The organism is Arthrobacter sp. ES3-54, from assembly GCF_029504395.1.
Lineage (GTDB): Bacteria > Actinomycetota > Actinomycetes > Actinomycetales > Micrococcaceae > Arthrobacter.
The window spans coordinates 306,848-330,786 of record NZ_JAQFIF010000003.1 but is presented as its reverse complement, the minus strand read 5'-3'; the positions used below and the strand labels follow the sequence as shown (position 1 = coordinate 330,786).

Below are 23,939 nucleotides of genomic sequence, written 5' to 3'. Positions count from 1 at the left end.
CGGGTGCTTGCCTCGGGCGTGCTCGAATGTGACAATCGCGCGTCACAATGTCACCATTAAGTAAATGAGCACAACTCATTTATCCAATCCCCCCGCTATAACGCCGGGCGATCCCTCGTTACGTCCCCCCACTAAAACGCCGGGCGACACCTCGTTTTTTGGCCACCCAAAGATGCTGGCCAGCCTTTTCTCCGTAGAGATGTGGGAGCGCTTCTCCTTCTACGGAATGCAGGGGATCCTCCTCTACTACATGTACTTCACGGCCGCCCAGGGTGGCCTTGAGATTCCCCAGGCCTTGGCGGCCGGCCTCGTCGGCGCCTACGGTGGCGGCGTCTACCTCTCCACAATCCTCGGCGCCTGGCTCGCGGACCGGCTCTTCGGGTCCGAGCGGGTGCTGTTCGGCGCGGCCGTCCTGATCATGGCCGGCCACATCGCGCTGGCACTCGTGCCCGGCGTACCCGGCCTGATCGCCGGACTCGTGCTGGTGGGCGTCGGCTCCGGCGGCCTGAAGGCCAATGCCACCGCCCTCGTGGGCAGCCTGTACGGCGAGAAAGACGAACGCCGCGACGCCGGGTTCTCCATCTTCTACATGGGCATCAACGCCGGTGCGCTGATCGGCCCGCTGGTCACCGGCTGGCTGCAGGAAAGCCAGGGCTTCCACTGGGGCTTCGGCGCCGCCGCCGTCGGCATGGCCGTTGGCCTGGTCATTTACTCGCTGGGCCGCAAGAAGCTGCCCGAAGAAGCACACCGGGTACCGAACCCGCTCCCGGCCGCCCAGCGCACCCGCTACGGTCTGGTCTTCGCCGGCATCGCCGTGATCATCGCTGCGCTGCTCGTGACCGGCACCGTGAACGCCGAAAACCTGGCCATGTCCATGGCCTACGCCGCAATCGGCGCGTCGGTGCTGTACTTCGCGCTGATCTTCAGCAGCAAGAAGGTCACCCCCACCGAGCGCGGACGGGTGGCGGCGTTTATCCCGCTGTACATCGCCTCTGCCGCGTTCTGGGCCCTGTTCCAGCAGCAGTTCACGTTCATCGCCGTGTACTCCGAGGAGAAGCTGGACCGGAATCTCTTCGGCTGGGAAATGCCTGCCGCCTGGGTCCAGTCCATTAACCCGGTATTCATCATCATCTTTGCCGGCATCATGGCCGCCCTGTGGACCCGGCTCGGCCGCAAGCAGCCCGGTTCGGCCCTGAAGTTCTCGATCGGCCTCTTCGTGATGGGCCTTGCTTTCCTGGCCTTCATCCCGCTGGCCGGCGGCGGCAAGACACCACTGCTGGCTCTGGTTGGAATCCTGCTTCTGTTCACTCTCGCAGAGCTGTTCCTCTCCCCCATCGGCCTGTCTGTGACCACCAAGCTGGCGCCCAAGGCCTTCCACACCCAGATGGTGGCACTGTTCTTCCTCTCCGTGTCGCTGGGCACTACCCTGGCCGGCATCCTGTCCGGCCTGTACAACCCCCAGGACGAGTTGCCCTACTTCATCGGCATCGGCGGAACCGCAATGCTGCTGGCTGTGGGCCTGGCGGTCGCCTCGCCGGCGATCAAGAAGCTCATGGGCGGCGTACGCTGACCCGATGAATCCCGCACATCGCGTCCCGGTTGCTTCGCGCGTCTACACCCCCGCCCCCGGCGAGGCGTCCGACGTCGAACATATGCCGGCGGGCGATGTCACCGACGGTGTGGTGCGGGTCGGCGGAACCATCCGCCGCCCGCACCAGCCGCAATCCTTCGCCGTGGGCGAGTACCTCGACTGGCTGGACGACGCCGGCTTTGAGGGCTCCCCGCGGTTCCTTGGCCGCGACGCACAGGGCCGGGATGTCCTGACCTTCGTGCCGGGACAATGCGCGGGGGCCTGTCCCGAAGCCTGGGCACAGTCCGGGGACCTGCTGGTCTCCGTGGGCCGCCTGGTACGGCGCCTGCACACCGCGTCAACGGGCTTCGTGCCACAGGCCCACCCGTTTCCGCCGCGGCCGGTCAGGCCGAACCCCACCGAAGCCGCCGGGCTTATTTGCCATCTGGACATCACACCGCAGAACGTCGTGGTCCGGGACGGCCTGGCCGCGGGGTTGGTGGATTTCGACCTCGCGGGACCCGCCACGGCATTCCACGATTCGCTCAATACCGCCATGCACTGGGTCCCGCTCCGCGACCCCTCAGACGCATGGCCGGGCTGGGAACACCAGGACCCGTTCCACCGGCTGCGCATCTTCGCCGACGCCTACGGCTGGACCGAAGAGGAACGACGCCGGGTACCCGGCGCCGGGATCGACGCCGCCGCGCTCAGCTACGAGCGGATGCGGCACAACGCCGCGGCTCTGGGCGGCGGCTGGGCCCGGATGTGGCAGGACGGCGTGGGCGGCCAAATCCACCGCCGGCGTGCCTGGCTTGAGGCCAATGCCGGACCGCTGGTGGCTGCGCTGACGCGCTGGCACGCTGAGCCGGCGCAGCCCTCAGCCGCAGGGCAAGGCTAGACGCCGTATCCGCTGTTGCGGGCGGTGCCGATGACCAGCCCGAAAATGACCAGCACCAGGATGGTGACGGCGATGCCCACGTACCCCATCACGAGGCCGGCGATCGCCATGCCCCGGCCGGCCGGTTCGCGCCGCAGGGCCAGGTGTCCCAGGATGACGGCGGCCAGCTGCGGGAGCAGGAAGAATCCGAATCCCACCAGCGCGGCGATGCCGCAGCACATGCTGGCGATGCTCAGGCTCTTGGGCGCCGCCGGCGCCCCGTAGTACGCGGGCTGGCCGTAGGCGTTGGGGTTGCCCGGCTGAGCGTACGGCGACGGTTGGCCATAAGGCGACGCGGGCTGACCGTAGGCCGGCTGGCCCGACGAGTATGGCGTCCGGTCGTTCTCGCCGTAGATCGGAGGGTACGGGCTTGAGAACTGGCCATGGTCTGGTGCCGTCTGGCCGGGCCGCTGCTGGCCGACGTAGGGCTGCTGGCCCGTGTCTGGCCGCTGGCCCGAGGGCTGCTGCTGGGACTCAGGCTGCGCGAACTGCTGCGTCGCCGATTGTCCTTGGTCCTGGCTGGCGGGCGGTGCCTGCTCTGGCGGAACGTCCGGTTGGTGGTCCGGGAGGCGCAGGGTCGGCTGGTAACCCTCCGGGGTCTCGTCTTTGCCTTGTTTTGGCTGTTCAGTCATGGTTTGTCCCCTCAAGAAGTCTCTGGATCCAGAGTACCGCCGCAGGGTTGGCTTGGGACCGGGCCGATCGGCGGGTTTTCTTTCGTCATAGGAACGGGTTTGACGCGAAACCGTGTTGCGCTCCGCCCTCGTCTGGCATGCTGGTGCCATGGCTAGCCGCGCGGGCACAGTTGCCCAACCCCAAGACCTTGTTGACCTCACTGCGCTTTTGGATGCGTACTACGACGTTTCGCCGGACCTCTCGGACCCTGGCCAGCGGGTGGCCTTCGGCACCTCCGGGCACCGCGGATCGAGCCTGAAGGCGTCCTTCAACGAACCCCACATCCTCGCCATCACGCAGGCGATCGTGGAATACCGGGCGGGCCAGGGCATCACCGGCCCCCTCTACATGGCGAAGGACACCCATGGCCTGAGCGAGCCCGCACAAAACTCCGCCCTTGAGGTGCTGGCGGCCAACGGCGTGCACGTCCTCATCGACGCCCGCCACGGCTACACGCCCACCCCTGCCCTGAGCCACGCCATCCTGACGCACAACCGGAACGCCGCTCCGGGCATGCCGCAGGCCGACGGCATCGTGGTGACCCCGAGCCACAACCCGCCGGGAGACGGCGGATTCAAGTACAACCCCCCGCACGGCGGCCCCGCGGACACCGACGCCACCGGCTGGATCGCGAACCGCGCCAACGAGCTCCTCGAAAACGGGCTGCGCGGCGTCAAGCGGATCCCGGTGGCCGACGCCCTCGCCGCCGGGACCACCGGCAAGTTCGATTTCCTCAGCAGCTACGTGGACGACCTTCCCTCGGTCCTGGACCTGAATGCGATCCGCGAGGCCGGCGTCCGGATTGGCGCCGACCCCATGGGCGGCGCGTCGGTGGACTACTGGGGCGAGATCGGCGAACGCCACCACCTGAACCTCACGGTCGTGAACCCGACCGTCGACCCCCAGTGGGCCTTCATGACCCTCGACTGGGACGAGAAGATCCGGATGGATTGCTCCTCGCCGTCGGCGATGGCCTCCCTGATTAACCGCATGTCCGACGGCGCCAAGTTCGACGTCGCCACCGGCAACGACGCCGACGCCGACCGCCACGGGATCGTGACTCCGGACGGCGGGCTGATGAACCCGAACCATTACCTCGCCGTCGCGATCGATTACCTGTACCGGCACCGGACCGGCTGGAACCCGCAGTCCGTGATCGGCAAGACCCTGGTCTCTTCCTCGATCATTGACCGCGTGGCTGAAAGCCTGGGCCGCAAGCTCGTGGAGGTTCCCGTGGGCTTCAAATGGTTCGTCCCCGGGCTGCTGTCCGGAGAAGGCGCCTTCGGCGGCGAGGAATCCGCCGGTGCGTCCTTCAACAAGATGGACGGGAGCGTCTGGACCACCGACAAGGACGGCATCCTGCTGGCCCTGCTGGCCTCGGAGATCACCGCGGTAACGGGCAAGTCACCGTCGCAGCTGTACAAGGGCCTCACCGACCAGTTCGGCGACCCGGTCTACGCCCGGATCGACGCCGCGGCCACCCGAGAGCAGAAGGCGGCCCTCGGCAAGCTCTCGCCGTCGGACGTCACCGCGACAGAGCTGGCCGGCGAGACGATTACGGCCAAGCTGACCGAGGCGCCGGGCAACGGCGCTGCGATTGGCGGCCTCAAGGTTGTCACCGAAAACGCCTGGTTCGCGGCCCGGCCCTCCGGCACGGAGGACGTCTACAAGATCTACGCCGAGTCCTTCAAGGGTGCCGAGCACCTCAAGCAGGTCCAGGCCGAGGCGAAAGCGCTGGTGGACGGGGTTATTTCGTAGTTCCGTTGCCGGTGGCCAACTCGGCGCGGTCCCTGCCAAGCGTCTTTGCCTGGTAGAGGGCCGCGTCGGCCGAAACCACCGCAGCGTCGAGGCCGCCCGGCCCGGAGCCGGTGCACGCGATGCCGTAGCTCACGGTGGGCAGCCGGGGAATGATTGCCGAGCCGGTTCGATGGAGCCGGACGCTGATGTCGGCCGCGATTTCCTGCGCCCGGTCCGGCGTGACGCCGGGCAGCAGGAGAATGAATTCCTCGCCCCCGTAGCGGCCCACGAGGTCGGTGGAGCGCACGGTACCGGAGCACGCCCGGGCAAATGCCTGCAGGGCGGAGTCACCGGCCGAGTGGCCGAACTGGTCGTTGATCGTCTTGAAGTGGTCCAGGTCCGCCAGGATGAGCGACGCTGTGGTCCCGGTCCGGCGCAGGCGGCGCAGTTCGTTTTCCGCGAGATCCAGGAACGCCGAGCGGTTGAGCAGGCCCGTGAGTCCGTCCACAGTGGCCCGTGCCCGCAGGTCCCGGGTCTGTTGTTCGTAGCTCAGCTCGGCCATGGTGAAGGACGCCACCACGAGCGTGACCATCGACAAGACCGTCATGGGGACAGAACCAAAAACTGACGTGAAAACCGCACCGTCCGGTCCCTTAATCAGATAGGCGAACAGGCGGCCCAGGTAGAAAACGGCCAGGATCCCGGCGCCCACGGCGAGGGGACGGTGGACGCGGGAGTAGTCGCGGTCGAGCAAGAACAGCTCCCGGGCTCCCATGCCGATCAGCAGGGCCATGAATCCCAGGTACACCGGGCCTCCCGCCCAGACGTTGGTGGCCGGGTGGTCAAGAACTGAAGCGACGGCGGTGGCAGCAGGGCCGGCCGCGAGGAGCCAGGGCCGGGGTGAGGGGGCCCGCAACGACCTTCCGCCAGCCCAGATGCTGGCCGCACCGGCCACCAGGAGGACGCTGCCGGCAGGGTTGGTCCAGACCTGGTGCACCGTACCGTCCATCAGGTACGCGGCATTGCCGGCCAGGAACAGCGAGAGGGCCATGCACCACCAGCCGCTGTAGGGCGACCGGGTGCGCCGGAAGGTGATGAAGTAGAAAAGCATGAGCAGTGTGAGATCGACCAGCGCCAAGGCAACCCGCAGCGTCGCGGTGTCAAGCATCATTTAGTGGTCCCCCCGGTCCGCCGTGATTTGCCCGAAATACGTCACTCCGTCGACATAAGCCGTCGAATAACCGTCGAAGTTGACCCAAGTATGGCACCCGGTTCGCAGGAATCGACCGCCGGAGTCCCGGATATGACGCTCAGGCCCTCTTTTTGAGGCCGTTCCGGCATACGCAGCTAAGGCCCTTCAGGCTTACGCAGCGCCGACGGTCCACAACTTCAGGATCCGGCGGGTGGCGTGCCCGCCGTCGGGCGCCATGTCCACCAGCGCTATCCGGTCAAGCGCGAACGTCTCGCCCTGCCGGAGCCGTTTGTCGCCGTGGTGCGAGACGTGCGGCCGGTACCCTTCCAGGGTGTAGGCGGGCGTGGAGATCCTGCCGGGCAGCTGCTCCACGATCCGGACCAGCTCGTTGTGGAGAACCTGCAGCTGTTCGCTGGGTTCAATCAGGTTGACCGGGATCGATCCCGCGCGCCCGAACCCGGCTTCGCCGTCCACGCTGAGCCGGCAGCCCAAGGCGGCGGCCACCGGGTCGGTCATGAGGGTGGCGATCTGTTCGGTGAGCGGATCGCCTGAGGCCGGTGGCGCGCCTGGTTCGCGTTCGGTGCCAGCATCCTGGCGGGGATCGACGACGTCGAACTTCAAGGCGCCGGACTTAACGACGTCGGACGTGACGACGTCGAACTTAACCAGTGTGAGGTGCAGCGGCCAGTCATCACGGGGAAACTCGAGCCCCTCGGCTACCGGTTCCACGAAGGCCACCGCGATCAGGTTCCGCATGGGAAAAGTTTGCCACGCCGCGGCGCCCACGGGCCGGGCGGGCCGCCGCAAACCCACAGTGCCGGCAGCGAAGGCACGGACTAAAATGGGAAGTGGCCTTGGATGTGGGCCATGCGCTGAACCGCAGAATCGCATCCCGCGTGCCTCCGGCCTGTCCCCCATGGTGCCGGAGGCACCTCCGCGGGTTGACAGCGCCGGAGGCACCTCCGCGGGTGGACAGCGCCGGAGGCACCTCCGCGGGTTGACAGCGCCGGAGAGCGGTGCCGGGGCCCTTAGACGGTACGGACAACGTCCTCGTATGCGAATTTCGGCTTGGCTGCGCCCCACGCGTCTTCCCCGGGCTGGCCGATGTTGACCACCAGGAAGCTCTTCTGGCTTCCGTCGGGGAAGAAAGCGGTGTCGATTTTGGCGAAGTCGGCACCGGTCATGGGGCCGGCAGCGAGGCCCAGGGAGCGGACCGCGAGGATGAAGTAGCCGGCCTGCAGGTGGGCGTTGTTGTTGCCCGTGGCCGCAGCAAGGTCCGGCGCGGCGTCGTACATGGCTTTGGGGGCGTTGTAGCCGGGAAGGAACGCGTCCCACTGTTCCGGCCAGGCGGTGTCGTAGCTCAGGACCGCGACGAGCGGTGCCGAGGCCGTCTTGGCGCGGTTGCCGGCGGAAAGTGCGTCCACGAGTGTGGCCCGGGCTTCGTCGGAGCGGACGTAGGTGACGCGCAGCGGCTGGGAGTTGAAAGCCGTGGGGCCGAACTTGGTCAGTTCGTAGATGGCGCGGGCCTGCTCGTCCGTAACGTCGCCGGTGAAGACGTTGGCCGTGCGGGCTTCGGCAAAGATGGCGTCGACGGCAGCTGCCTCGATTACTGCTTCTTCGTGGGCGATTGTCATTGGCATCCCTTTCGCTGGCCCGGCGCACTCTTGTGTGGCCGGCTTCTCCTGCTGTCCATAGTTGCAACTTCAACGGCCGGGGTCTGCTTCCCACTGCGTCCTGTGACGTCCGGCACACGACGCCAGGCGGGGAGGCAATTGCCGGAGGGACGGCCGGCAAAACCCCGCGCGGTAAAGTTGCTCCGGAAGATTCCTTCCCGCCCGCCCCACATTCTCTGAAAGGCCCCGGCATGAGCATGCTCGGCACCAAATGGAAGCTCCACGGCAACGGCAAGTCCGTCCGCCCCGGTGAGGTCGTCAGGCCGGATGAGCGGCTCACCTGGCCCCTGACGGTAGGGATCGGAATGCAGCACGTTGTTGCCATGTTCGGTGCCACCTTCCTGGTCCCGATCATCACAGGCATGCCGCCAGCCACCACCCTGTTTTTCTCCGGCATCGGCACCCTGCTGTTCCTGGTCATCACGCAGGGGCGCGTGCCCAGCTACCTCGGTTCGAGCTTCGCTTTCATCGCGCCGATCATGGCTTCCCAACAGCAGTTCGGCATCCCCGGGGCTCTGGGCGGAGTGGTGCTGGCCGGAGCGACCCTCGCCGTCGTCGGTGCCGTGGTGCAGAAGTTCGGCGCCGGCTGGATCAACCGGGTCATGCCGCCGATCGTCACCGGTGCGATCGTAGCTTTGATCGGCCTGAACCTGGCGCCCGCGGCGAAGAGCAACTTCGACCAGGCCCCGGTGACCGCCTTCATCACGCTGGCCGTCATCATCGTGGTCAGCGTGCTGTTCCGCGGCATGCTGGGCCGGCTGAGCATCCTGGTGGGCGTTCTGGTGGGCTACCTTGTTGCGATGATCCGGGGCGAGGTGGACTTCTCCAAGATGGAGGGTGCTGCGTGGGTCGGCCTGCCGCACTTCCAGACCCCCGAGTTCCACCTCGGCGTCGTGGGCCTCTTCGTGCCCGTGGTGCTGGTGCTCGTGGCAGAGAACATCGGCCATGTGAAATCCGTGTCAGCCATGACAGGACAGAACCTCGACGGCGTGTCCGGCCGGGCGCTCTTGGCCGACGGCGCCGCCACTGTACTTGCCGGGCTGGGCGGCGGCTCCGGGACCACCACGTATGCCGAGAACATCGGCGTCATGGCTGCCACCAAGGTGTATTCGACGGCGGCGTACTGGGTGGCTGGCGTCTTCGCAGTGATCCTGAGCTTCTCGCCGAAGTTTGGAGAACTGATCGCCACAGTCCCTGCCGGCGTCCTCGGCGGCGCGGCCACGATGCTCTACGGCATGATCGGTGTGCTGGGTGTGAAGATCTGGGTCCAGAACAAGGTGAACTTCTCCAACTCGATCAACCTGACCACAGCCGCCGTCGCCCTGATTGTCGGGATTGCCGACTACACCTGGACCATCGGTGACCTGAAGTTCACCGGGATCGCGCTGGGCTCGGCCGCGGCCCTGGTGATCTACCACGGCATGAAGGCGATCGCGAAGGTCCGCGGAACGGTGACGGAGCCGGAAACTGAAGACCCCTCGCCGGCGGCGGCCTCGACGGCCGCGGTCAGGGCAGCCGCCAAGCGCGCCCCCAAGAAGCGCCGCTAAAGAATAAACGGTAGAGAACGCCGCTAAAAAACACCGGGAGCGGGCAACGTACCGCAGACGAAGGAGGCCGGACTCCGCCCGCAGGCTGGAGTCCGGCCTCCTTCGCTGTCAGGGCCCGCCCTTGGGGCTGCAGCGCCCGCAGCGGCGGGGCACGGCGCCGGGACTAGCCGGCGTCGAAGGAGTCCTTGTCATCGTCGCGGTCCTTCGGCGACTTGCTCTCCGGCAGGTCCGTCCCGGAGCCGTCCGGCAGGCCCGCAGCGTCCTGTCCTGGCTCGGAGGAGAAGGGGCGTCCGGCGTCGGGCTCTTCCGTGTTGGCCTCGTCCATCTCCGCCTCCGAGGACGGCACTGCGGCCTCGGTATCCTCCTGGGTGTCGGGGTCGAAGCCGGCGGTTGCGCTGGCGTTTTCTGAACTCATTTGTTCCTCCGTTCCTCCGAAGCGTCCTGCTCCGGGTTCTCCTGCACTGTCTTGGTCTTCGGCACCGAACTGGCTCAGGTCCGGCGCGCCGGCCGGATACGTCTCGCCGTCGGGGCTGTCCTGGTTCAGCCCAGCGGCGTCGAAGGCCTCCTCCTCGCGGGGCTGGGCGAAGTTCTTCGCGTCGCCGTTCTTCGCGTCGCCGCCGGGCATTTCCTGCTCGGCGGTCGGCGTGCCGTAGCCGCCGGCTTCTTCGGTGACGCTCTTGGGATCCTGCTGGTTTTCAGTCATGTCATTCCTCCTGTTGCTGGAAATGGGACTAGCTGGATTGGGCGGGGATCAAAGCGAACTCAGAGGCCTTTGCCTCCGGTGACCGGAAGCACCGCTCCGGAAATGTAGGAACCGTGGTCCGAGGCGAGAAGCACGTAGGCGGCCGCGAGCTCCGCCGGTTGGCCCGCCCGCTGCAGCGGCGTGTCCTGGCCGAAGGAGGGCAGTTTCTCCGGCCACTCGGTGGCCGGAATCAGCGGCGTCCAGATGGGACCCGGGGCCACGGCGTTGACCCTGATTCCCTTGGGTCCGAGCTCCTGGGCCAGTGCCTTGGTGAAGGCCACTTGGGCTGCCTTGGTCATGGCGTAGTCGATAAGCCCCGGGGACGGGTTGAAGGCCTGGATCGAGGCGGTGGTGATGATGGAGGCGCCGGCCTTCAGGTGCGGGACTGCGGCCCGGGCGGTCCAGAGCAGGGAGTACAGATTGGTTTTGAAGACGCGGTCGAACTCTTCGGTGGGCAGCGTTTCCAGGCTGTCACGGTTCTTCTGGTAGGCCGCATTCAGCACCAGGACATCGAGGCCCCCGAATTCGGCCAGCGTCGCCTCGACGATGTGGGCCGCGAAGTCCTCACTGCGGCCGTCGCCGGAAAGCAGCAGGGCCTTGCGGCCGGCCTTCCGGATCCACTCGCCGGTGTCCTGCGCGTCTTCCTCTTCCTCCGGCAGATAGGAGATCGCGACGTCGGCTCCCTCGCGGGCGAAGGCGATCGCCACCGCCCTGCCGATTCCGGAGTCACCGCCGGTGATAAGGGCGGCTTTGCCGCTCAGGGCGCCGCTGCCCCGGTAGCTTTCCTCGCCATGGTCCGGTTGGGGCTCCATGGGCGAGGTGAGACCGGGCTGTTTCTGGACCTGTTCCGGGAACGGGCCCGAGTGGTAGCCGGCGCGCGGATCGCGCGGCTGGTCCTGCTGTTTGCGCTGGTCTTGCTGATTGCCGCCGCCGCTGGAGGCGCCGGCTGTCGTGCTGCTTGCGTCACTCATTGTCCACCTAACCAATGCGTCGGTTTCCAAGGATGTTCTCGGGCCGGCGCTGGCCGGGCCTCCCGAAAATCATCCCCGTGAAGTAAACAGTTTCTACCCTAACCGCAAAGTGCTCAGCAAACTTACTACCGACTTGTCTTTTGGCAACTCTCAAGCCTAGGTTGAGGGTAGGCCGCACGCTGCGGCAGGTTCACGATTGATTTCAGGATTGCGCGGAGGAGCACCAATGATAGGCCCAATGGCGCCGAAAGATGACGGCAGGGACGAATCGCGTCTTGAACGGATGGACCGCAACTGGGCCGAACTGCTGCAGGAACTGCGGGTTCTCCAGACCGGGGTCCAACTCCTCGCCGGCTTCCTCCTGACCCTGCCGTTCCAGGCGCGCTTCGAGACGCTCGATGACTACCAGACCCGCCTGTACCTCGCCAACGTTGTCCTGGCCGCCCTGACCACCGCCACCATCCTGCTGCCCGTCAGCGTGCACCGCCGGCTCTTCCGGCAAGGGCTGAAAGGCACTCTCGTGGCCAGCGCCGACACCATCGCCAAGTTTTCACTGGCCGGCGTCGGTCTCCTGAGCGTGGGTACGACGTCCCTCATTTTCGACGTCACGGTAGGCCGGACGGCGGGCGTGATATCCGGCGTCGGCCTGCTGGCCGTGCTGGTGCTGCTGCTGGTGGTCGTCCCTGCCCGGATCCGCCGGCAGGCCCGCAAGGAGGATTCACTATGACAGGCGTTTCGCATGAGCGGCGCGGCGCGGATACGGGAGGAACCATGGGCAAGTGGGCCAAGGAACACGGACTGCTGCTGGCCAATATCGCGCTGTTCGTCACCTTTTTCGGCGGCATGATCCTCAGCGGAGCCAGCACCTACAGCGACGAGCAGATGGCCCACGGCGAACCCGCCGTGACCGTCCTGCAGTACCTCGGCACCGGGTCTTTCCTGGAGGCGACTTTCGAGAACTGGGAGTCGGAATTCCTGCAGATGGGCATGTATGTCCTTTTGACCGTCTTCCTGTTCCAGAAGGGGTCCTCTGAGTCCAAGCCCATGGGCAGCCCCGCCCCGCAGGACGAAGACCCCCGGCAGGCAAAGCTCAAGGCGTCCACGCCGTGGCCGGTGCGGCGCGGCGGCTGGGTGCTCAAGCTCTACGAGCACTCGCTCTCGATCATGTTCCTGCTGCTGTTCGTGGCGTCCTTCATCCTGCACGCGGTTGGAGGCACGGACGACTACAACAGTGACCAGGAGGCGCACGGACAGCCCACCGTGACGGTGCTGGGCTATCTGGCCACGAGCCGCTTCTGGTTCGAGTCCTTCCAGAACTGGCAGAGCGAGTTCCTCGCGGTGGCGGTCCTGGTGGGCGCCTCGGTCTACCTGCGCGAGAAGGGCTCCCCCGAGTCCAAACCCGTTGCCGAACCGCATTACGAGACCGGCGCCTAAACGACGAGGTGACCGGCGCGGCGGGCGGGCACCGCAGCCTGCCAGCAGGTGCGCTAGGCGCCTTCGAGGACCTGGCTGGTGACCCAGGCGAGGTACTTTGCGGCGTTGGCGATGGCGTCCTCCGGGCTGCCCGCGACGTCCAGCAGCTGCGCCGCCGCGACTACGCCGTGCGGGGCAAGATCCGCCGGGGTGACGAGGATCCGGCCGGCCACCACGATCACCGGAATCCCGAGAGCCTGGGCGGCGTCGGCGAGGGCGATCGGCGCTTTGCCCGTCAGCGATTGGCTGTCCATGGAGCCTTCTCCGGTGATGACCAAATCAGCCACCGCGAGTTTCGCGGCGAGCCCGGTGAGCCCGGCCACCAGTTCGAAGCCGCCTTCCAGGGCGGCTGTGCTGAAGGCCAGGAACGACGCCGGGAAGCCGCCGGCCGCCCCGGCGCCGGGCACATTGACGTCCCGGCCGGTTGCCTCGCGCAGGACCGAGGCCCAGTTGCGCAGGCCGGCGTCGAGCAGCTCCATGGCATCGGCGTCGGCACCTTTTTGTGGACCGAACACGTACGCGGCCCCGTCGCTGCCGTACAGCGGGTTTTGGACGTCGACGGCGATCCTGAACTTCACCCCGGCCAGCCGCGGATCGAGGCCGCTGGTATCCACGGACGCGACCTCGGCGAGCGATCCGCCGCCAAGGGGCACAACGTTGCCGGCGGCGTCCAACGGTTTGAGTCCGAGGGCCCGGAGGGCGCCGCTGCCGCCGTCGCTCATGGCCGAACCGCCCACGCCCAGCACGATTTCCGTGGCGCCGGCGTCCAGCGCGGCGGCGATCAGCTGGCCGCAGCCATAACTGTGGGCGCGCAGCGAGTTGGCCGGAGTGGGCTCCATGTGCGCGAGCCCGGAGGCCTGCGCCGTTTCAATCACCGCGGTGGCCCCGCCGAAGGCGTCCGCGCGGATGGCCCACGCGGCACCGATCGGGGCCAGGATGGGCCCCACAACTGCGTTGAGCCGTTCCTCGTAGCCGGCCGCGACGGCCGCCTCGAGGGTCCCTTCGCCGCCGTCGGCCACCGGAAACTGGGTGGTCTCGGCGTCGGGGTAGACGCGCAGGGCGCCTTCGGCAATGGCGGCGGCGGCTTCGACGGCGGTCAGGGAGCCCTTGAACTTGTCCGGGGCGATAAGGATGCGCATGGCTCTATCCTGCCAGCCCGGCGGTCCCGGAGGTTGCTCGCTCGGCCGGTGCAGCGACAAATCCGCGCCACCGGGAGTAACGTGGCTGCCACACACATTCCGGCCGGGGCCGGGCCGGCCGATGACGGCGCCGGAAACCAACGCACAGGGGGAACGGTGAGCGAGAACGGACACATCCGCAGCGTCCCGGGCGTGACTGAGCTGCTGCTGGTACGCCACGGTGAAAGCGAAGGCAACGTTGCCGCCACGCTGGCTCAGCAGGCCGGCGCGCACGTCATCGATGTCCCCGCCAGGGATGCGGATGTCGGGCTGTCGGTCACTGGGCGGGAGCAGGCGCTGGCTTTGGGCAGGCTGCTCGCGGGGTACCCAGACGGCCGGCGCACTCCAGTGTGGTCCTCGCCCTACCTGCGTGCCCGGCAGACCGCAGAACTCGCCGTCCAGACCGGCGGCTGGCAAACGGCAGTCCTGATCGACGAGCGGCTGCGCGATCGCGAGCTAGGAATCCTGGACATGCTCACCACGGCCGGGGTGGAAGCCCGGCTCCCCGAGGAGGCCAGCCGACGGCGGTGGCTCGGCAAGTTCTACTACCGACCCCCGGGCGGTGAGTCTTGGGCGGATGTGGTGCTGCGGCTCCGGTCGCTGCTCGCCGACCTTGACAACAGGCATCCCGGCGAGGGCGTCCTGCTGGTCTGCCACGACGCCGTGATCCTGCTCATCCGCTACATCCTGGAAGGGCTCTCGGAGCAGCAACTGCTGGACATCGCGGCCACGTCCACCATTCTCAATGCCTCCGTCAGCCGCTTCGTCCGGCCCGACGGCAGGGGTGAATGGCTATTGGAGACTTTCAATATGGCCGACCACCTCCTGAGCGAAGGTGTCCCGGTAACCCAGCACTCGGGGGACGCGGATGTCCACCCCCGCTAAGTCCCGGCAGGCCAAGCCGCCTCAGGCCGAGGCCGTCACCCCGACGTTGCTGCGTGCCTGGCCGCTTCCTGCCGGCGGCTCTGGGAAGGATGACCGCGGCTCCGTGCTGGTCATAGGCGGCGCGCGCAAGACGCCCGGGGCGGCGTTGCTCGCCGGCGTCGCTGCCCTCCGCGCGGGTGCGGGCCGGCTGACCCTGGCCGTGGCGGATTCCGTGGCGGTATCGCTCGCCATTGCCCTGCCCGAAGCTGGCGTCCTTGGACTGCCGGAAACGACGGCCGGGACCGTGGTCGGTTCCGCCGCCGGATCCCTGGCCGCCGAGCTGGAAACCGCAGACGCCGTCCTGGTGGGGCCCGGCCTGGACGACAAGGACCAAACCACGGCGCTGCTGCGTGAACTCCTCAAAGCCACGCCGGCCAACCAGCCGTGCTTTGTCCTGGATGCCTTTGCCCTTGCCAGCCTGCCGGAGCTCGAAGACGAATTGTCTCCGTGGGCCGGCCGGCTGATCCTGACCCCGAACATCACGGAGGCGGGCATCCTGATCGGGCGGGACATCGAGGACCTGCACCGCCAGCTCCCTGACGTAGCCGACAAATATCAGGCCGTGGTCTCCTGCCAGGGGGTGATCGCAGAACCCCGCAGCAGCGGCAGGGCTGCCGCGTCGGGGACCGGCCTCTGGGAGATCACCACCGGGCACAGCGGACTGGGCACCTCGGGCAGCGGAGATGTCCTCTCCGGCGCCATCACCGGCCTCCGTGCCAGGGGAACTGGCAACGCGCAGGCTGCCTGCTGGGGAACGCATCTGCATGCTGCGGCCGGAGACCGGCTTGCCAGCCGGCTGGGCGGCTTGGGCTACCTCGCCCGGGAGCTCAACGAGGAACTGCCGCCACTCATGATGGAACTTTCCGCCTGAGCGCGGGGGACACTCCCTTTAAGACCAGGCCCCGCTTAAGTCCAGGCCCCGCGCTCCTGGAGGACCGCCTTGAGCAGGTCCGCGCGGTCCGTGACGATCCCGTCGACGCCGAGATCCAGCAGCCGGTGCATTTCGGAGGGCTCGTTGACCGTCCACACGTGTACCTGCAGGCCGTGCCGGTGTGCCCGCCGGATGAAGCCGGGCGTCACCACTGGCACAGCACCGTAGCGGATCGGGACCTGCAGGGCGTGGACTCCGCGCAGTGCCCGGCGCGCCACGAGCGACATCAGACGCGCCGGCAGCACGGGACCCAGCAGGACGAACACGGCATTGGACACGATGCCGGCCGAACTCGCGGCGGGACGGCTCAACCGTTTCAGCACTGCGCGGCGGCGCCGGTCCGAGAAACTGGCCACCAGCACACGGTCGTGCAGTCCGTGGCGTTCGATCGCCGAGGCCAGGGTGGCCACGGAATTCCAGTCCTTGACGTCGACATTGAGCCGGACGTCCGGAAAGGCCGCGATCAGCTCTTCGAACCGCGGGATCGGTTCGGATCCGCCGATCCTGGCCAGGTCCACTGTCGAGGCAGGAAGGTCCGCGATCCGGCCGCGCCCGGCCGTGATCCGGTCGAGGGCTTTGTCGTGGAAGACCACCAACACGCCGTCGGCCGTTGTGTGCACTTCCGTCTCCAGGTGCCGGAACCCGAGGTCGACGGCGGCGCGGAACGCGGCCATCGAGTTCTCCAGCCCGTCCAGCGAGAAGCCCCGGTGGGCCATCGCCAGGGGCGCCCGGGGTCCGCCGGCGGTCCCGGGGGCCCGGGCGGCTGGGTCCCGGGCGGCTGGGTCCTCCGGACCGCCGTCGCGATTGCCGCGAGGGGCAAAGTAGGGGTGCGGGTCAGTCACTCCTGAAGCGTACCCGAGGCTCGACCTGCCGGCTCCGCCGAGGACGGGGCCGATGGGGCTGAGCAGGACCGGGCTGTCCGGGGCCGCAGCGGGACCGGGTTTAGCGGGATCGCGCGTCAGGAGTCATACTGGCGGATTTCGACGTCGTCGCTGCAGTGCAGCAGCGTGCGGCCGCGGCCGCCGTCGAGGTCCACCCAGACCATGCTGTGATCCGCCGTGACGGCATCCACGAGGCCGTCGGTCTCGAAGCCCGGGCCCAGCCGGACGCTGACGCGGTCGCCCTGGCGCAACTGCCTCCAGTGCCGGTCCGGCTCCACCTTGTGCATGGGTTGTTCGTCCGTGTTGTTGATGCGGTATCTGGCCATGATGTCCCCACTATCGGTCAAACGATCTGTCGCGAGCTCCCAGCCTAGGAGGCCAAGGTGAACGCCAGTTGGCCGTCCGCTGGGAATCTGGTGTCCACGTGGACAGCCGATTTGCGGCGGAGTGCCAGGGTGCGCCGGGGCGCAGAGGTGCAAGGGCGCCGGCGGTGTCCGCGTGGACGTGGCCGGGCTCCGGGCGGATTTAGGGCAGCCGGACGCCGAGTTCGGTGAGCTTGGCCTCGAGGATCTGGGCGACGCCGTCGTCGTCAAAGTGCGGGGCCTGCTGGCCGGCGGCCCGGATCGCTTCGGGATGGCCGCTGGCCATGGCGTAGCCGTGCCCGGCCCAGCGAAGCATCTCGATGTCGTTGGGCATGTCCCCAAATGCCACGACGTCCGCGGCCCCGATGCCGAGGGAGGCCGCATATTCGGCCAGGGTCACGGCCTTGTTCACGCCGGGCAGGGACAGCTCCAGCAAGGCCATGTTCGGCGCCGAGTGCGTCGCGGCGGCCAGATGGGCGACGGCAGGCGTCACCTCGGCCAGGAACTCGTCGGCGGTGCCTTCCCGGACAATGGCCAGGAACTTGGCGATGGAGTCCCCCTCCGTGAGGGTGGTGTGCAGCGGGGCCGGGGTGAATTCCGCCAGCAGTTCGCTCGAGCCGTTCTCGATAAAGCCCGGTTCCAGGTGGAAGCCGGTCAGCGTTTCAGCGGCAAACAGCGCGGACGGACGCAACCGTTTGATGATGCGGCGCACCTCGAACATGGCTTTGAGGTCCAGGGTCCGCGCCGAGAGCATGCGGTCTGCCTCGAGGTCCCAGACGACGGCACCGTTGGAGCAGATGACCGTTCCGGTGTGCCCCAACTGGTCCTGCAGGGGGTGGAGCCAGCGCGGCGGGCGCCCCGTGACGAACACCAGTTCCAGCCCGGCGTCGCGGCAGGCGTGGAATGCGCGGACAGTCCGGCCGCTGATTTTGCCGTCATGGCCGAGGATCGTTCCGTCGATGTCACTTGCTACCAGCCGCATAGTGCCAGTCTACGTGCGCCGGGACGGTCGGCCTTCGCGGCTGTACGCGCGGAGGTGTGCGCCGAGATCGCCGGAGCGCGTCGGAATCGCCGGAAATTTCCGGCGATCTCGAGAGTTTCCGGCGACCTCGACGGCGGCGGCGGAGGCAGCGGCGGGCTGCTCGACGGAGGCTGGCGGCTGGCGGCTCAGTGGCGTTCGAAGATGCCGGTGAGCGTTCCCCGGCCCAGGGTGTGCCGCGACAGCTTCGCTTCCAGGCTTCCCGGTGCGGTGTGCTCGTTCAGCCCGGACGGTGCGATGTCGAGCGCGTGGACGGTGATGACGTACCGGTGCGGCCCGTGCCCGGGAGGCGGCGCGGCGCCCAGGTAGCCGTGGAACCCGCCGTCGTTCCTTAACTGGATGGCGCCCGCGGGAAGATGCTTGCCGCCCTCGGCGCCCGCCCCCGCCGGCAGCGACGTGACGTCGGCGGGGACGTCCAGCACGGCCCAGTGCCAGAAGCCGCCGCGGCCCGGGGCGTCGGGGTCGAACATGGTGACTGCATAGCCCTTGGTGCCGGCCGGGGCGCCGCTCCAGCTCAGCTGTGGGGATTCGTCCTGTCCGCCGGCGCGCATCTTGCCGCTCCGCTGGGCAGGCGGGAGCGTCTGGCCCTCCGCGAAGGATTCACTACGGACAGGGAACTCCGGAAATTCGTGGCGTGTCATGGCTGCCTTTCACTTACTGCAGGGGATGGGCCCCCATTTCCATCCGTGCCAGCTCCGCGCGCGTGGGCGGGTTGGCGCCGGCGCGGGACACGGTGACCGCCGCTGCCCGGGAGGCATGGGCGAGGAGATCGCGGAGACTTTCGGGGGAGAGTTCGCGCAGGGTCTTGCGGTTTTGTGCCCCGTCCAGGCCCAGGTCCACCACACCGGACAGCAGCGCGGCCATGAACGAATCCCCCGCCCCGACTGTGTCCGCGACGCTGATCTCGGGGGCGGGGAACTGCGCCGCACCGGCGGCGTTGATGCCCCAGGGGCCCTTGCCGCCGCGGGTCACCACCACCATTGCGGGCCCTTCGGAGCCGCCCAGCGCCAGCCAACGGCGGGCCGAGTCCAGCGGGTCGTCACCCGGGTAGAGCCATTCGAGGTCCTCGTCGGAGGCTTTCACAACGTCAGCCAGGGTCACGAACTTTTCGGCCTGCCCGCGGGCGTAGTCCACGTCCGGGATGATGCTGGGGCGGCAATTGGGGTCGAAGCTGATGGTGGCGGACGGGTGGGCGCGCTCGACGGCGGCCAGCACCTCGGCCGCGCCGGGCGCCAGCATGGTGGCGATGGACCCGGTGTGCAGCAGCGTGGTTCCCTGGAGCAGGAACGGCAGGCGCGCCGCGACGCCGGGGAGCTCCCAGGCGAGGTCGAAGGTGTAGGTGGCGGCGCCGGCGTCGTCGATCAGGGCGGCGGCCACGCTGGTGGGCAGCTCGTCGGGTCCCAGCGGGAGCAGCACGGAGCTCGACTTCAGGTGTGCGGCAAGGGCCTCGCCATAGGCATCGCGGCCGTACCGGCCAATGAACTGGACGGGATGGTCCAGCCGCGCCAGCCCTACCGCCACGTTGAGGGGGCTGCCGCCGACATGGGTCTGGACGCCGGAGGACCGCTGGACTACATCAACCAGCCCCTCGCCAATAACTGTGAGCATGACCATACTCTGCCAGAGAATCCGCTCCGGCGCCGTGTGTTGCGCGCTGCCGCCCGCATCCGCCTCGCCGCCCGCGATCAGGCCGCGGCGGTGTCCAGGGCGATCCCGGCGGACGCGGCCTCGGCGAACCTGGCATCGATGTGGACCACATCCCGGCCTGCCCGCGCCAGGAGGCTGGCGGCGATCCCGGCACGGTATCCGGAACCGCAGTGCACCCAGAGCTTCCCGGCAGGGATGTCGCCGAGGCGCAGCAATAGCTCGTGCAGCGGCACGCTGACCGCGCCCGGCACGCGGGCGGCGGCGAATTCGTCGGCCCGGCGCACGTCCAGGACGGTGTCCCCGGGCGCCCGGCCGGTGAGCACGCCGTCCCAGCCCACGCGGGGGTACGAGGCCAGGCCGGCCTGCGGCGCCAGGGCGTGCGGCTCGGTTCCGACGGCGGCGTCCGGGGATTCGATGCCGATCCGGGAGAGGTCCCGGATGGCGCGCTCAATATCTTCCCGCGAGCCCACCAGGGTCAGCGGCTCGCCCCACGGCAGCACCCAGCCGAGATACGTCGTGAAACTGGAGCCGGAGCCGTACTCGAAACTGACGCTGCCCTTGAGGTGGCTGTTGGCGAACGCCACGCGCCGCCTCAGGTCCACCACCCACTCGCCGTCGTCCAATCTTCGGGTGAGCTCTGCGGCATCGAGCGATTCGGGAACGGCCAGCTCCGCTGGCCTTGGGCCGCTCAGGTTGGCCGGACTCATGTGGGCGTAGTACGACGGGTGGTCCGTGAGGTTGGCGATGAGCTGGCGGACGAAGTGGTCCTCGTCGGGATCCGTCAGGGCGTGGTTGGCGGCGAGCTGCTCGCCGATGGTGGAGGACCGGGCGCCGGTGGCGGGTCCGGAGGAGCAGAACGAGCCGAATCCGTGGGTCGGGAACAGCGCGGCGTCATGGACGGCCTCGGCGGCCAGGCGCCGGACCGAGGCGTACTGGTCGCGGGTCAAGCCGACCGTGTCCGCCTCGGCAACAAGGTCGGTGCGGCCCACCGAGCCATACAGCAGGCTGCCGCCGGAGAAGACGGCCTGCTTCCCGCCGTCGTCCACGATGAACGAGAGGTGGGTGTGCGTGTGGCCCGGCGTGGCGATTGCCTTGACGGTGAGCGAGCCCACCCGGACGGTTTGGCCGTCCGTGACCGGCGTGCGCTCGAAGGCGACGGGATCGGCGGCGTTCACGAGGTAGCTGGCGCCGTGGGCGCGGGCCAGGATCAGTCCGCCGGTGATGTAGTCATTGTGCAAGTGTGTCTCGGCCACGTGCGTGATAGCCACGCCGGCGTCGCGGGCGGCCGCCTCGATGCGGTCGGTGTCACGCTGCGGGTCGATCGCCAGCGCCACGGAGCCGTCGTGGACCAGGTAACTGCGGTCCCCGAGCTGCGGGGTCTCGATGACGATGACTTCCATGGTCCCTCCGGAAAGGTCAGCGGTCAGCCCCGGTTGACGGGGTGCCCCTCGTCCTGCCACTGCATGATCCCGCCGGTGACGTTCACGGCGTCGTACCCCTGGTCCTCCAGGTAGGTGGTGGCCTGGGCGCTGCGGCCCCCAGCGGCGCACATGACGTAGACGGTTCCGCTGGCCGGAACCTCGTCGAGGGACTGGACAAACCGTGAGAGCGGAATGCTCCTGGCGCCAGGAACGCGGACAGCGGCGTATTCGTCTTCCTCGCGGACATCGACGATTTCGGTGGCGTCGCCCAGGGCGACCAGGTCCTTGACGGAAATGCTCTTCATGCCTGTTCCTTTCGCGGGCACCGGACGGCCCGGCGCGCGTATTCCAGCTAGACAATGATACCCCTTGGGGTATCACGCTTGCTCTGGACGGCACGTCCCTGCCGCACCCCCAAATGTAGTCCGTCAGCTTGGCCTGTCCACCCAGACTGCCGGACTCCAGCTAGCCTGCGGGACGGTCTTGCTCGTAGACATCCGGGATGCCGTCGTGGTCCGAGTCGATCCTTTCTTCCTCCTCCGCCTGGCGGTACTGCTTGTTGCGGGCACGGAGCACCGCGGCGGCGAGGAGAGCCGCGATCACGGAGGCCGCGAGGATCCCGACCTTAGCGTGGTCGTCGTGGACAGTGCCCTGGCCGAAGCTCAGTTCGGCCACGAGCAGCGACACCGTAAAACCGATACCGGCAAGGATGGACAGCCCGAAGACGTCGATCCACTTGAAGGAACGGTCCAGCCTGGCCCGCGTGGCCTTGGTGATGAGCCAGGTGGTGCCGAGGATCCCGGCCGGTTTTCCGAGCACGAGGGCCAGGACAATACCCACGGCAACGGGGTCCGTCAGGGCGGCACCGAGGCCCTGCCAGCCGCCGACGGCCACCCCGGCGGAAAAGAACGCGAAGACCGGGACCGCGAATCCAGCCGAGATCGGGCGGAACCGGTGTTCAAAGATCTCCGCGAGGCCCGGTCCGGCCTCGGGGCCGCCGCTGGCCTGGGAACGCCTCACGGGGACCGCAAAGCCCAGCAGGACCCCGGCCACGGTGGCGTGGATGCCTGAGGCGTGGACGAGCGCCCACGTGGCGGCGCCGAGCGGCAGCAGGATCACCCACGCGGCCAGCGCGTGCAGGCCGAAGAACCGGCGGTATTTCTGTACCAGGAGCGTGTACAGTCCCAGCGGGAGCAGGGCCAGCATGAGCGGCATGGGATGGAGTTCGCTCGTGTAGAAGATCGCGATGATGGTGATGGCCAGAAGGTCGTCCACGACGGCGAGGGTGAGCAGGAAGATCCTCAGCGCACTGGGAAGGTGGGAACCGATGATCGCCAGCACGGCGAGTGCGAAGGCGATGTCAGTGGCGGTGGGGATCGCCCAGCCGTGCAGCGCCTCGGGGCCGGCGAGGTTGACTGCCGCATAGATGAGCGCGGGTACGGCCACGCCGCCCACGGCGGCGGCCACCGGGACCACGGATTTGTTGAATTGGCGCAGGTCGCCGGCGACGAACTCGCGCTTGAGTTCGAGCCCGACCAGGAAGAAGAAGATGGCCAGCAGGCCGTCGGCGGCCCATGCGCCCAGGCTCAGGTCCAGATGCCAAGGCTCGTAGCCGATGGTGAAGTCGCGCAGCGCGAAGTAACTCTCCGAGGCCGGGGAATTGGCCCAGATCAGGGCGACCGCCGCCGCAGCGACCAGCAGCGCGCCGCCGACGGTTTCCTTGCGGAGGATTTCGCCGATTCGCAGGGCCTCGGCGTAGCTGCCGCGGCCGAAAACGGTGAGGCGAGGGGGTGTGGGAGTGGGTGGCAGGGCGCTCATGGAGTCCTCAAAGTGGGGTCGACGGAATCATGCCGACCAGACTTCCCGGCGCACCTTGGTCCAGTCTATTCGCATTCGCCCGCCTAGGGACGCCTGGCAGGACGCCGGCCGGGTGCCTGTCCGGGGCCGGCGGGTTCCAGCCCGGCAGGTGCCGGGCCGGCCGGATTTCAGACCAGCAGCTGCTGCACGAGTTCACGGCATTTCCGGTAGGCGGGAGCCTTTGGATCAATGAGCGCAAAGTGGTCGCCCGGGACCTTCAGCAACTGGACAGGCGCACCGGCTGCCTTGGCTGCTCCGGCGTAGGTCTCGGACTGGCTGACCGGCACGGTGTCGTCCTCTGTGCCGTGAACGGCATATACGGGCACGCCGAGTGGCACCGCGCTCATAGGGTCTGCAAATTTGTGCCGTTTGGGATATTTCTCTGACGAGCCGCCCAGGAAGTTGCTGACGGCGCCGTTGCTTAGGTTGAGCCGCTCGGCGGCCCCGAGGTTGAGCACCCCCGACTGACTGACGACGCCGGTAAGCTGCACCGCGCCGTCGTCGTCGCCACGGCGCGTGAGCTGACGGTCCGCGTCCGGGGCTCCGAGCCCGGCGAGCCGGCTGCGTCCCGCCGCCCAGACCGCCAAGTGGCCGCCAGCTGAGTGGCCCAGGGCCACCACCCGATCCAGCCCGAGGCCGTGCTCGTCTGCGAGCTCCCCGAGCTTGTCGATTCCGGCCAGGACGTCGGCAAAGGTGTTGGGCCAGCCTCCGCCGTTGCCGGCGCGCCGGTACTCCAGGTTCCAGGCTGCCATGCCGTGCGCGGCGAGGTCCTTGGCAAGGGGTTCTCCCAGTTCTGCGCCGTACTGCGAACGCCAGTACCCGCCATGGATCACCACCACCACACCCTTGGGCGCGGCCACCTCCGGAAGGAAGAGCTCACCCCACTGGCTGGGGTCCTCGCCATATTGGTACTTCTGCCTCTTCACTGCGTCCTCCTTGGGGCCCGGTGAACAGGCGACGGAGACTGCCCCCAGAGTCACCACCGCTGCGGCAGCGATCATAGCCCGCCGCCGCATTTCAGCCATGTGCTGAGCCTACCTTGGGCGCCAAGCGGCCCCACGCAGGCCGGGCCCCGCACGCCGCCCTTGCACACCTCCCTTGAACGCGGCCCGACGGCGGCGGCTGCGGGAGTGCCCGCGGGAGAGCCTGCGGGCCGGTGTCGGCGGTGCGCCGTAAGCTGGA

The 23,939-nt window shown here is 68.2% G+C and carries 24 protein-coding genes; 8 read left to right on the top strand and 16 right to left on the bottom strand.

Features of this window, described 5'->3' with window-relative positions; all coding sequences use genetic code 11:
* The first annotated feature begins 64 nt into the window (after positions 1-64).
* Together M2428_RS07445 and M2428_RS07440 are read left to right on the top strand one after the other, a co-directional pair.
* On the top strand, positions 65-1,570 hold the full coding sequence (locus M2428_RS07445) for a peptide MFS transporter (RefSeq protein WP_277525255.1): 1,506 nt from the start codon (positions 65-67) through the stop codon (positions 1,568-1,570).
* A gap of 4 nt (positions 1,571-1,574) precedes the next feature.
* Positions 1,575-2,471, top strand: coding sequence for a phosphotransferase (locus tag M2428_RS07440; protein WP_277525253.1), 897 nt, complete (start codon positions 1,575-1,577; stop codon positions 2,469-2,471).
* Here M2428_RS07440 and M2428_RS07435 read toward each other — a convergent pair.
* Positions 2,468-3,142 (bottom strand): DUF4190 domain-containing protein, encoded by a 675-nt coding sequence (locus M2428_RS07435; protein WP_277525251.1) that lies wholly within the window; start codon positions 3,140-3,142, stop codon positions 2,468-2,470. The two genes, M2428_RS07440 and M2428_RS07435, sit on opposite strands and share 4 nt — an antisense overlap.
* Positions 3,143-3,290: 148 nt before the next feature.
* Here M2428_RS07435 and pgm point away from each other — a divergent pair, with 148 nt between their 5' ends.
* Positions 3,291-4,940: a phosphoglucomutase (alpha-D-glucose-1,6-bisphosphate-dependent) gene (gene pgm / locus M2428_RS07430; protein WP_277525249.1), complete on the top strand. Its 1,650-nt coding sequence runs from the start codon at positions 3,291-3,293 to the stop codon at positions 4,938-4,940.
* Here pgm and M2428_RS07425 read toward each other — a convergent pair.
* The 3 genes from M2428_RS07425 to M2428_RS07415 form a co-directional block, all read right to left on the bottom strand.
* On the bottom strand, positions 4,930-6,090 hold the full coding sequence (locus M2428_RS07425) for a GGDEF domain-containing protein (protein ID WP_277525247.1): 1,161 nt from the start codon (positions 6,088-6,090) through the stop codon (positions 4,930-4,932). The genes pgm and M2428_RS07425 overlap by 11 nt on opposite strands.
* Before the next feature lie 192 nt (positions 6,091-6,282).
* Entirely contained in the window at positions 6,283-6,867 is a 585-nt protein-coding gene (locus M2428_RS07420; protein WP_277525245.1) for a hypothetical protein, read from the bottom strand.
* Between the two features lie 272 nt (positions 6,868-7,139).
* On the bottom strand, positions 7,140-7,745 hold the full coding sequence (locus M2428_RS07415; protein ID WP_277525244.1) for a malonic semialdehyde reductase: 606 nt from the start codon (positions 7,743-7,745) through the stop codon (positions 7,140-7,142).
* Between the two features lie 230 nt (positions 7,746-7,975).
* Here M2428_RS07415 and M2428_RS07410 point away from each other — a divergent pair, with 230 nt between their 5' ends.
* Positions 7,976-9,331, top strand: coding sequence for a solute carrier family 23 protein (locus tag M2428_RS07410; protein ID WP_277525242.1), 1,356 nt, complete (start codon positions 7,976-7,978; stop codon positions 9,329-9,331).
* Between the two features lie 163 nt (positions 9,332-9,494).
* Here M2428_RS07410 and M2428_RS07405 read toward each other — a convergent pair whose 3' ends face one another.
* Together M2428_RS07405 and M2428_RS07400 are read right to left on the bottom strand one after the other, a co-directional pair.
* Positions 9,495-10,034, bottom strand: a complete 540-nt coding sequence (locus M2428_RS07405; protein WP_277525241.1) for a hypothetical protein — start codon at positions 10,032-10,034, stop codon at positions 9,495-9,497.
* A 59-nt stretch (positions 10,035-10,093) separates the two neighbouring features.
* A complete protein-coding gene (locus M2428_RS07400) occupies positions 10,094-11,044 on the bottom strand; it encodes an SDR family oxidoreductase (RefSeq protein ID WP_277525239.1) in 951 nt (316 codons plus the stop codon).
* Between the two features lie 238 nt (positions 11,045-11,282).
* Between M2428_RS07400 and M2428_RS07395 the strand changes: the two genes are divergently transcribed.
* Together M2428_RS07395 and M2428_RS07390 are read left to right on the top strand one after the other, a co-directional pair.
* Entirely contained in the window at positions 11,283-11,771 is a 489-nt protein-coding gene (locus tag M2428_RS07395; protein ID WP_277525237.1) for a DUF6328 family protein, read from the top strand.
* Entirely contained in the window at positions 11,768-12,478 is a 711-nt protein-coding gene (locus tag M2428_RS07390; protein WP_346780730.1) for a DUF6766 family protein, read from the top strand. Before M2428_RS07395 ends, M2428_RS07390 begins: the two co-directional genes overlap by 4 nt.
* Positions 12,479-12,531: 53 nt before the next feature.
* On the opposite strand, the gene M2428_RS07385 is transcribed toward M2428_RS07390, so the two are convergent.
* Complete coding sequence (locus M2428_RS07385; protein WP_277525235.1) at positions 12,532-13,656, bottom strand: glycerate kinase; 1,125 nt, start codon at positions 13,654-13,656, stop codon at positions 12,532-12,534.
* Positions 13,657-13,812: 156 nt separating this feature from the next.
* Here M2428_RS07385 and M2428_RS07380 point away from each other — a divergent pair, with 156 nt between their 5' ends.
* Together M2428_RS07380 and M2428_RS07375 are read left to right on the top strand one after the other, a co-directional pair.
* Positions 13,813-14,580, top strand: a complete 768-nt coding sequence (locus M2428_RS07380) for a histidine phosphatase family protein (protein WP_277525232.1) — start codon at positions 13,813-13,815, stop codon at positions 14,578-14,580.
* The gene (locus M2428_RS07375) at positions 14,564-15,490 is read left to right on the top strand and encodes an NAD(P)H-hydrate dehydratase (protein ID WP_277525231.1); all 927 of its coding nucleotides are present in this window, start codon (positions 14,564-14,566) and stop codon (positions 15,488-15,490) included. Before M2428_RS07380 ends, M2428_RS07375 begins: the two co-directional genes overlap by 17 nt.
* 35 nt (positions 15,491-15,525) lie before the next feature.
* Here the strand turns inward: M2428_RS07375 and M2428_RS07370 are convergent, their stop codons facing one another.
* The 9 genes from M2428_RS07370 to M2428_RS07330 all read right to left on the bottom strand — a co-directional run bounded on the left by M2428_RS07370 (position 15,526) and on the right by M2428_RS07330 (position 23,683).
* Positions 15,526-16,266, bottom strand: coding sequence for a glycerophosphodiester phosphodiesterase (locus tag M2428_RS07370; RefSeq protein ID WP_277525523.1), 741 nt, complete (start codon positions 16,264-16,266; stop codon positions 15,526-15,528).
* 242 nt (positions 16,267-16,508) lie between these two features.
* Positions 16,509-16,757: a hypothetical protein gene (locus M2428_RS07365; protein ID WP_277525228.1), complete on the bottom strand. Its 249-nt coding sequence runs from the start codon at positions 16,755-16,757 to the stop codon at positions 16,509-16,511.
* 199 nt (positions 16,758-16,956) lie between these two features.
* Positions 16,957-17,775, bottom strand: a complete 819-nt coding sequence (locus M2428_RS07360; RefSeq protein ID WP_277525226.1) for an HAD family hydrolase — start codon at positions 17,773-17,775, stop codon at positions 16,957-16,959.
* A 185-nt stretch (positions 17,776-17,960) separates the two neighbouring features.
* On the bottom strand, positions 17,961-18,473 hold the full coding sequence (locus M2428_RS07355; protein WP_277525224.1) for a YbhB/YbcL family Raf kinase inhibitor-like protein: 513 nt from the start codon (positions 18,471-18,473) through the stop codon (positions 17,961-17,963).
* A gap of 13 nt (positions 18,474-18,486) precedes the next feature.
* Entirely contained in the window at positions 18,487-19,440 is a 954-nt protein-coding gene (locus tag M2428_RS07350) for a carbohydrate kinase (protein WP_277525222.1), read from the bottom strand.
* A 77-nt stretch (positions 19,441-19,517) separates the two neighbouring features.
* Positions 19,518-20,879 (bottom strand): MBL fold metallo-hydrolase, encoded by a 1,362-nt coding sequence (locus tag M2428_RS07345; RefSeq protein WP_277525220.1) that lies wholly within the window; start codon positions 20,877-20,879, stop codon positions 19,518-19,520.
* 23 nt (positions 20,880-20,902) lie between these two features.
* Positions 20,903-21,205, bottom strand: a complete 303-nt coding sequence (locus tag M2428_RS07340; protein WP_277525219.1) for a rhodanese-like domain-containing protein — start codon at positions 21,203-21,205, stop codon at positions 20,903-20,905.
* 160 nt (positions 21,206-21,365) lie between these two features.
* Positions 21,366-22,718: a Na+/H+ antiporter NhaA gene (gene nhaA / locus M2428_RS07335; protein ID WP_277525217.1), complete on the bottom strand. Its 1,353-nt coding sequence runs from the start codon at positions 22,716-22,718 to the stop codon at positions 21,366-21,368.
* A gap of 167 nt (positions 22,719-22,885) precedes the next feature.
* A complete protein-coding gene (locus M2428_RS07330) occupies positions 22,886-23,683 on the bottom strand; it encodes an alpha/beta hydrolase (RefSeq protein ID WP_277525215.1) in 798 nt (265 codons plus the stop codon).
* Between the last annotated feature and the right edge of the window lie 256 nt (positions 23,684-23,939).